Raw genomic sequence first — 7,596 nt, forward strand, 5'->3', positions numbered from 1 at the left:
GGAACTGCGCTATCTCACCGCCTTCGTGGCCGTCGCCGAGGAGCTGCACTTCGGACGCGCCGCCAAGCGGCTCCAGATGGCGCAGCCGCCGCTGAGCCAGCAGATCCGCCAGCTGGAGAAGGAGCTGGGCGCCCAGCTCTTCGAGCGCAACACCCGCTCGGTCCGCCTGACCAGCGCGGGCGAGGTAATCCTCGATCTTCCCGCCACCCGGGTCGCTCCGTTCGCCGGTGAAGCAGTCGTGGAGGCGCTGGGCGAGGGGCGCACCAGGCTGTCGATGGGTTCGTGGTCGTGGGCGGCGCTCGCCGCGGCACTGGCGCGTTTCGACACCGACATCGAGGTCATCGGTCCCCCAGCGTTACGCGATGCCTTCGCGGCGCTGTCCCGTCGCGCCGAGCGGGCCGCGCGGGCGCCGTCGGTGTGATCAGGCCGCCGAAGTAGCGGGTGCGAGATCTTAGGATGGCGCGTGGGCCCGCGATGGTGGGTGCCGTCGAGATGAGGAGCCGGTTGTGTCGGACACGTTTGTCGTTGCTGCTCGAATTCCCATGGAGCGACAGGCATTCGAGCAGTGGTTGGCGACACCGGCGCCGGGGCCGGAGACTATCGAGAATCACGGCGCGATGTATGACGGGTGGTTCTGGGACGGCAAGGCACCGGATTGGCGGCAGGCCGAGGAGGGGATCACGCCTCGGGAGTACTTCGCCGACTGCTTCGGGGAGGACACCGGCGGGCTGACCTATGTACTGAGGTATCGGGCCGGAGCGCTCGAGGCGTATTTGATGCACTTCGGTTTTTGCGAGTCGAACATCTATACCGCGCTGGTGATGCTCGCCGCAGCGGGGCGGTTGAGCTCTGACATGGCACCGAGCGCGGTGTTGTTCTGGGCCGAAACCAGCGGGTCGATGTTCGCGGCGGATTCGGGTGGGTGGCTGGCGACGCTGTTGGTGAGTCTCGACCGGGCGCGGTTCGCCGCCGATTTCGATCTCACGGCGACGATCGCGGAGTTGCGGCCGGCCGAGGCGAGCTATTTCGATCTACTCGTCCGGTTGGCAGAGGTGCAGGAATCGGCCGGTGCAGAAAGTGAGTCGAGTTTTGCCGCGATCGCCCGTGATCCGCGGTATGTGGATGCTGCGGTCCTCGCCGAGATCTGAACGGGGAGCGGTGCTGGACCCGGACGTTTGACTGTGTCCGGGTCACCCGTCGCAACCGGCGAACGTTCAGCACGACAACGGTCGTGCTTTATGCAGACGCTGCGTCGTATGCGGCGATAACGTCTGCGGAGATCCGTCCGCGAGTCGACACCGGGTGGCCGTTGTTGCCGGCCCACGCACGAATGGCGGTGAGATCATTGCGTCGAATCGGTGTGCTCGCCGCGGTTTTCGCGGAGAGTCGACCGGTGGAAGTCTTGGTGCGGCCGATTCGGCGGGCGTAGGGAAGCCACTGGTCGAACGTTTCGCGCAGTTTGGTGGCGTTGGTCTCGGACAGGTCGATTTCGTAGGCGACTCCGTCGATTCCGAATGTGACGGTCTCGTCGGCTTCGGATGTGCCGTCGAAGTCGTCGATAAGGCTGACAATGATTTTGCGCGCCATGGGAATCCTTCTCATTCGGGTGCGGAGGTGTCCCCGGATCGTAGTAGCCGAATGCGGGTCGAGTGCGCCTAGTGCCAGCGCACAGGCAGCAGAAGGGCGTGAAGCGCAGCGTCGATGGTCAGGTGTCCTTCGCGATCAGGAGCGAGCCGGTGGCGTGGACGACAGTGAGGTGTTGAATCGTCGGCTCGCCGGGACGGGCGCCCGCGAAGGCGGCATCGACGGCGGGGTGGATGCGTTCGTCGAAGGCGCGAGCGCAATGCGCCTCGGACTCCCACACGTCGATATAGCGCAGTCCGCCGTCGTCGCGACGCACGCACAGGTGCAGTAGCGAGCCGTCGAGTGGTTCCGGGCCCAGTCCTTCGATGATCCGGTTGTAGAGCTCCTCGCCGATAGGGACATCTTGAATGTAGGCGTAGACCATGGCCGGATCCCTTCTGAATTCACCCGAATAGGTATCGGATGAATATTGGTAGAATAGGCGCCGATGAGCGAGAACGTCAAGGCAGACAAGCGTCGATACAACGCCCCTCGGCGCGCCGCGCAGGCCGCGGATACGCGCCACGCGATCCTCGCGGCGGCGCGAACGCTGTTCGTGGAGCGGGGCTATGCCGCCACCACGGTGGCTGAGATCGCCACGCACGCAGGTGTCTCCGTGGACACGGTCTACGCATCGATCGGACGCAAGCCGGTATTGCTCCGAGAGTTGGTCGAGACTGCTCTGTCCGGGACCGATCGTGCGATTCCGGCTCGGCAGCGCGAGTACGTTCGGGCAATCCGAGAGGCGAACGGGGCCGAGGACAAGATCGCGATCTATGCCGACGCGCTGGTCATCATTCAGCAACGCCTCGCGCCGATCTTCCTGGCGCTGCGCGAGGCGGCGGCGACCGACGCGTCGTGCGCGCGCGTATGGGCCGAGATCAGCGAGCGCCGCGCAGCGAACATGCGTGAATTCGCTGCAGACCTGCGCAGTACAGGGCAGTTGCGCGAGGATCTGTCCGACGACGAGGTCGCCGACATCATCTGGAGCATGAACGCCACCGAGTACTGGGTGCTGCTCGTGGGCGAACGCCATTGGACGGCAGAGCGTTTCCGTGACTGGCTGGCCGATGCCTGGATCCGACTGCTCCTGCGCGATCGGCAGGTCGCGCGGTAGCGCCGCACAGGAAAGCACCCTTGTCACCGGTCCGAACCTGCGTGTTCCGGGCCGGTAACGTGCTGTGGTCGCTATCGTGCAGGGCGTAGGCAAGGCTCGAACGGGAGTGAGTGCCGTGAACCAAATGACCAGGTCGCACGATCCGGAACTGCTGACGCTGCCGACATTCGGCAGCTTCTTGCGGTGGTTGCGTGACGAACGCCGAATGTCACGCGAGCGACTGGCCGTGTCGGCAGGAGTCAGCGCCAGCTATGTCACCCACCTGGAATGGGGTGACCGGGATCATCCAGCGCGTGCGGTCGTCGAATCCTTGGTCGACTGCCTGGGTCGAGCCCGTGCGTTGACGATGACCGAGCGACGGCACCTGTTCGACCTGGCAGGACTGCCGATCACGTCGACTCCCACGGTTGAGCAATTGCGCGCCCGAATCAGCGATGACGCGCTTCGTATACTCGAAGCGCAGCGCGGCGGAGTGGCGGGATATTTCGACGCCCGCGGCAATATCCTGGCGCTCAACAGCGCCGCACAGTCGATGTTGCCCGGGCTGCGCGTCGGGGAAAATGGGCTGCACTGGTTGTTCGGGAACGAGATTGCCCGGCAGGTCTTCGTGGACTGGGACACCGTCGCACAGGCGACGGTGAGCGGATTACGTGGCCGAATCGGCACTTTCGGCCACGCCGACTGGCCAGAGCAGCTTCTCGACGAGCTCGGTGCCTACCCGGAGTTCTGCTCGATATGGAACGCCGGCGAAGTGACGTTCACCTCGGAGCTGCCGCCGATCCGACTCCGAGAATCAGGGGCGCCACGACCGGTCAGTCTCTTTGTTCAGGTGTTCGACGTCGATGTCGTGGATTATCCGGGCTGGTTGCGCGCCTTTGTCGGGATTCGTCGCGACCTTCCGATGGCGAACGTATCGAACGTGTAGCGGACCGATCTTTGGCGACCACCGTCGAGGCCCGATGCTCCGGTCGTCGACCTGGACGTGCGGCGCCTTCTCCGGATTTGTTCTGTCCAGTGGTTGTACTGGATGGGGCTACCACGTTTGACCCGCGTTCAGCTCACGTATCGGTGTCGATTGCCCGAATTCCGCGTCGTGGCATCACCGGGTCGTATAGTTCACACCACTGAAAGAATCCCGGACCAGGCCTCGTGTCGGCTTGATTGCGCGACAGAGCTGCACCGGGTTCGGTAGTGAATTGCGTGCGCCGGTGGGTCGTTGGTCGAATCACAGGGGAACAAATGAATTCCACGCGAAGATACCACCGACGTCGGGTCGGCTGATGAGCAGCAGATCCGATGCCGCGATGCCGACCGGTCGGAGATTCCATTTCGGTGGGGCCGTGGGGGCGTTGGTATTGGTGTGGTTGTCGCTGACGCCGTCACTGCTGCCCAGAGGACCGCTGTTCCAAGGAATCGTCACCGGTGCCGCCGCTGCCTTCGGCTACGGACTCGGCATCGCGGTCGCGGCCCTGATCCGGTGGATGCTGCAACGACAGCGTGGGCCCGCGCCGTCGGTGGCGCGGTGGGCGTTGGGCATCGTGGCCTGCCTCGGATCGGTCGCGGTGCTGGTCTGGTACGCCGATTGGCAAAGTGATCTGCGTTCGCTCATGGGCGTGAGCGGACTTGCCTGGCACGCCTATCCGATCATCGTGGTGATCGCCGCCGTCGTGTTCGCGGTATTGATCGCGATAGCGCGGTTGTGCTGGGCGCTGTCGCGAGGGGTCGGTGGGCTGTTGGCACGGGTGATGCCGCCGCGCGTCGCGGCGGTGCTCGGCGGTGTGGTGGTGGTCGCACTGGCTGTCGCCGCGGTCAACGGGGTGGTCGCGGACGTGGCGATGTCGATGCTCAACGAGACATTCAAGGCCGTGAACGACGAGAGCTCGCCCGATACCGAGGAGCCCGTTCTCGCGGAGCGGTCCGGTGGTCCCGGCTCGCTGGTGAGCTGGGACTCGCTGGGCAGGCAGGGTCGGATCTTCGTGTCCAACGGTCCCACCGCGAGTGAACTGACCGCGTTCAGCGGAAAGCCCGCGCGCGAGCCGATTCGCGTCTACACCGGCCTCGATTCCGCGGAGAGCATCAGAGCCGAAGCAGATCTCGCGGTTGCCGAGTTACGTCGGGCCGGTGGATTCGAACGAGCGGTCCTCGGTGTCGCGACCACCACCGGAACCGGGTGGATCAACGAGTCGACTGCCTCGGCGTTGGAGTATCTGGCCAACGGTGACAGTGCGTTGGTGAGTATGCAGTACTCCTACCTGCCGAGTTGGCTGTCCTTCGTCGTCGACCAGGAACGAGCTCGACAGGCCGGTCAAGCACTGTTCGAGGCGGTGCACGCCGAGTGGGACCTCTTGCCGGTCGATCGCCGGCCGAAGCTGGTGGTTTTCGGGGAGAGCCTCGGATCTTTCGGCGGCGAGGCGGCGTTCTCCGGTATCCAGGACATGGCGGCCCGTACCGATGGCGTTCTGTTCGTCGGTCCTACCGCCACCAACCCGGTGTGGCGCGATGCCGCCGCACGACGAGACCCGGGTTCCCCGCAGTGGCTGCCGATCTACCGGGACGGGCACACGGTGCGATTCGTCGCTGACACGCCGGATCTCGCCCGTCCCGGCGCCGTGTGGATCGCACCCAAGGTGGTCTATCTCCAGCACGCCTCGGACCCGATCACCTGGTGGACACCACGACTGCTGTTCCAGAAACCTGACTGGCTCTCCGAGGAACGCGGTCGCGATGTCCTGCCGAGCACCCGCTGGATCCCGGTGGTGACGTTTCTGCAGGTGTCGGCGGACATGGCAGTCGCGGTCGATGTGCCAGACGGGCACGGCCACACCTTCCAAGCCGACATCGCCGATGCCTGGGCCGCGATCCTGTCACCGGCCGACTGGACCGTCGCCGACACCGAGCGTTTACGAGAGATCCTGCGTGGCGCCGAGTGAACGCCACCCCGTCGAAAGGAGGACTCTGATGAACGACGCCGCCGGAAAGCGGTCCCTGCTGAGTCGCGTGTCACCAACCCAATGGGTCGCCATCGGGTTGAGCATCTTCGCCGTCGTGTTCGTGTTGGAGAACAGAGGAAAGGTCACTGTCGAGATCCTGTTGATCACGGTCAGTTCCCCGATGTGGCTGATCCTGTTGGCGATGTTCCTCGTCGGCTGGATCGCCGGAGTTCTCACCACCCGTCGCGCCCGCAAATGAATGCTCGGCCGGTCGCCGGTGCCGCGGTCGGTTCGGCTATCGAACCGTGTCCGCGGCCTCCGCGATGGTGTCGGCGACGGCGATCGGCTGGGAGACCAACGAGGCATGCGAGGAGCTGATCTCGCGGGTGGTGGCCGCGGCACGTCCAGCCATGAACCGTTGCGCGGCTGCGGGGATGACGCGGTCCTCACCCGAGATCAGGTACCAGTTGGGTGTGCTCGCCCACGAGGGTGAGCCGGAGGGCTCCAAATTGGCGTTCAAGGCCGCCGAGTGCTGATGGGCATACATGTTCGAGGCGGTCTCGGCGCTGACGTCTTGGGCGAAGATGTCGCGAAAATACGGTTCCTCGATGTAGCCGTCGACATTCTTGCCCGCGATCCCGGTGGGGTCGTCCACGACCCGTACCTGCAGTGCGGGTGGGAGCAGTTGGCTGCCGGGGAACCGGATGGGGTCGATCAGTCCCAGCACGAACTCACCCTGTGCCGGGGCGAATGCCGCGATGTAGACGTTGGCCTTGACCTTGGGGTCGTGGGTATTGGTGATGACCGACCCGCCGTAGGAGTGCCCGACAAGCACAACCGGGCCGTCGATGGAGTCGAGCACGCCCTGCAGCGCCTGCGCGTCGTTGCGCGGCCCGCGCAGCGGGTTATCCACTGCGACAACACGATAGCCGCGTCCGCGTAGCTCGGCGGCGACTCCATCCCAGCTGGTGGCGTCGGCGAAGGCGCCGTGCACCAGAACCACGGTGGGTTCGCCCGGGTCGGCGGTCGCGAGTGCGGGGACGAAGGGGCCGAGCGCGACAATCGCCGCTGCCACGACGCTCAGCATCCGGCGCCGGCGCGGATTCGCAACGTTGGTCGACGAGGACATGATCAGTTCACCCTTACTTTCGATCGAACGGGTCCAGGCTTCGTAGTTCACCGGCACCGTGAGACGCGGGTGCCTCACCCGGATGAACCTGGCGGCATCGCGGGCGTCCATCGTGTTCCTCACCGGCCCGGTGAGACCGAACCGGATCGCACTCGGATACAGCAGCACGACGTCGACAACGAGTCGGCGGGCCACTTGCTCGAGTCCCGAAAATACACTGAGTGATCCGACATCCCGACCGCGACATGCGATCGGACCAGCCGCCGGATCGCGAATCGATGGTTCGTGCCCATAAGAAGTCGGCTGAGCGGTGGCCCAGGTCGGCATGCTCGGACCCCAGCGGCGCAGAGTTTCCCTGATCGAAGGGAGACGCGCGCATGTCGGTGGTCGTTTCTACAATTTCGGCGTGACGCTCACCCTCGCCGACCTCGTCGGCTATACCGATCGTGGCCTCGACGCCGATCTCGCCCGCTGGTTCGGTGACGGCGAACCTGTCGTCGTCTCCGCCGGAACTCGTTCGGTGGAACCGTTTCTCGAACGATTGCCCGCGGTCGGCGCCGCCGCACTCGCGGCCTTCGACCGCCGGGTCCGTTCCGGTCGGCTGCCGCAGTTCCTCGACATCTTCGACTGGTCCTACGCTTTCGACTTCGCCGGCAACGGCTGCGGGATTCTCGATGCGGACTACACGACCGAACTGACCGACGAGGACGTGTTCTCCCTCGGGGCCGACGCCGGCGGCAACCTCTACGTCGTGCTCACCACCGGTCAGGTCGCGGTGTGGTTTCACGAGGAAGAGG

Annotated in this window: 10 protein-coding genes and 1 pseudogene; 8 read left to right on the forward strand and 3 right to left on the reverse strand. The window is 65.2% G+C overall.

Annotated elements, in window-relative coordinates; genetic code table 11:
• Positions 1-421: LysR family transcriptional regulator (locus ACFWF3_RS16545; protein ID WP_379314340.1), on the forward strand; the 421-nt coding region annotated here is incomplete at its 5' end.
• Between the two features lie 85 nt (positions 422-506).
• A complete protein-coding gene (locus ACFWF3_RS16550) occupies positions 507-1,148 on the forward strand; it encodes a hypothetical protein (RefSeq protein WP_379314341.1) in 642 nt (213 codons plus the stop codon).
• 88 nt (positions 1,149-1,236) lie between these two features.
• Here the strand turns inward: ACFWF3_RS16550 and ACFWF3_RS16555 are convergent, their stop codons facing one another.
• Together ACFWF3_RS16555 and ACFWF3_RS16560 are read right to left on the reverse strand one after the other, a co-directional pair.
• Positions 1,237-1,587: an Lsr2 family protein gene (locus tag ACFWF3_RS16555; protein ID WP_378990390.1), complete on the reverse strand. Its 351-nt coding sequence runs from the start codon at positions 1,585-1,587 to the stop codon at positions 1,237-1,239.
• A gap of 118 nt (positions 1,588-1,705) precedes the next feature.
• The gene (locus ACFWF3_RS16560; RefSeq protein ID WP_378990388.1) at positions 1,706-2,008 is read right to left on the reverse strand and encodes a hypothetical protein; all 303 of its coding nucleotides are present in this window, start codon (positions 2,006-2,008) and stop codon (positions 1,706-1,708) included.
• Positions 2,009-2,071: 63 nt separating this feature from the next.
• Between ACFWF3_RS16560 and ACFWF3_RS16565 the strand changes: the two genes are divergently transcribed.
• From ACFWF3_RS16565 to ACFWF3_RS16585, 5 genes and pseudogenes are all read left to right on the forward strand, one after another.
• The gene (locus ACFWF3_RS16565; RefSeq protein ID WP_379314342.1) at positions 2,072-2,740 is read left to right on the forward strand and encodes a TetR/AcrR family transcriptional regulator; all 669 of its coding nucleotides are present in this window, start codon (positions 2,072-2,074) and stop codon (positions 2,738-2,740) included.
• Positions 2,741-2,864: 124 nt separating this feature from the next.
• Positions 2,865-3,071, forward strand: a pseudogene (locus ACFWF3_RS16570) (helix-turn-helix domain-containing protein); the annotation flags it as partial.
• A 15-nt stretch (positions 3,072-3,086) separates the two neighbouring features.
• Entirely contained in the window at positions 3,087-3,665 is a 579-nt protein-coding gene (locus ACFWF3_RS16575) for an XRE family transcriptional regulator (RefSeq protein WP_379314346.1), read from the forward strand.
• Between the two features lie 355 nt (positions 3,666-4,020).
• Positions 4,021-5,670, forward strand: a complete 1,650-nt coding sequence (locus ACFWF3_RS16580; RefSeq protein WP_379314343.1) for an alpha/beta hydrolase — start codon at positions 4,021-4,023, stop codon at positions 5,668-5,670.
• 28 nt (positions 5,671-5,698) lie between these two features.
• Complete coding sequence (locus tag ACFWF3_RS16585; protein WP_379314344.1) at positions 5,699-5,929, forward strand: hypothetical protein; 231 nt, start codon at positions 5,699-5,701, stop codon at positions 5,927-5,929.
• A gap of 36 nt (positions 5,930-5,965) precedes the next feature.
• Here ACFWF3_RS16585 and ACFWF3_RS16590 read toward each other — a convergent pair whose 3' ends face one another.
• Positions 5,966-6,799: an alpha/beta fold hydrolase gene (locus ACFWF3_RS16590; protein WP_379314347.1), complete on the reverse strand. Its 834-nt coding sequence runs from the start codon at positions 6,797-6,799 to the stop codon at positions 5,966-5,968.
• Positions 6,800-7,205: 406 nt separating this feature from the next.
• Between ACFWF3_RS16590 and ACFWF3_RS16595 the strand changes: the two genes are divergently transcribed.
• A partial coding sequence (locus tag ACFWF3_RS16595) for a hypothetical protein (protein ID WP_379314345.1) occupies positions 7,206-7,596 on the forward strand: 391 nt, incomplete at its 3' end.

It is taken from the genome of Nocardia sp. NPDC060220 (assembly GCF_042727815.1).
Taxonomy (GTDB): Bacteria; Actinomycetota; Actinomycetes; order Mycobacteriales; family Mycobacteriaceae; genus Nocardia.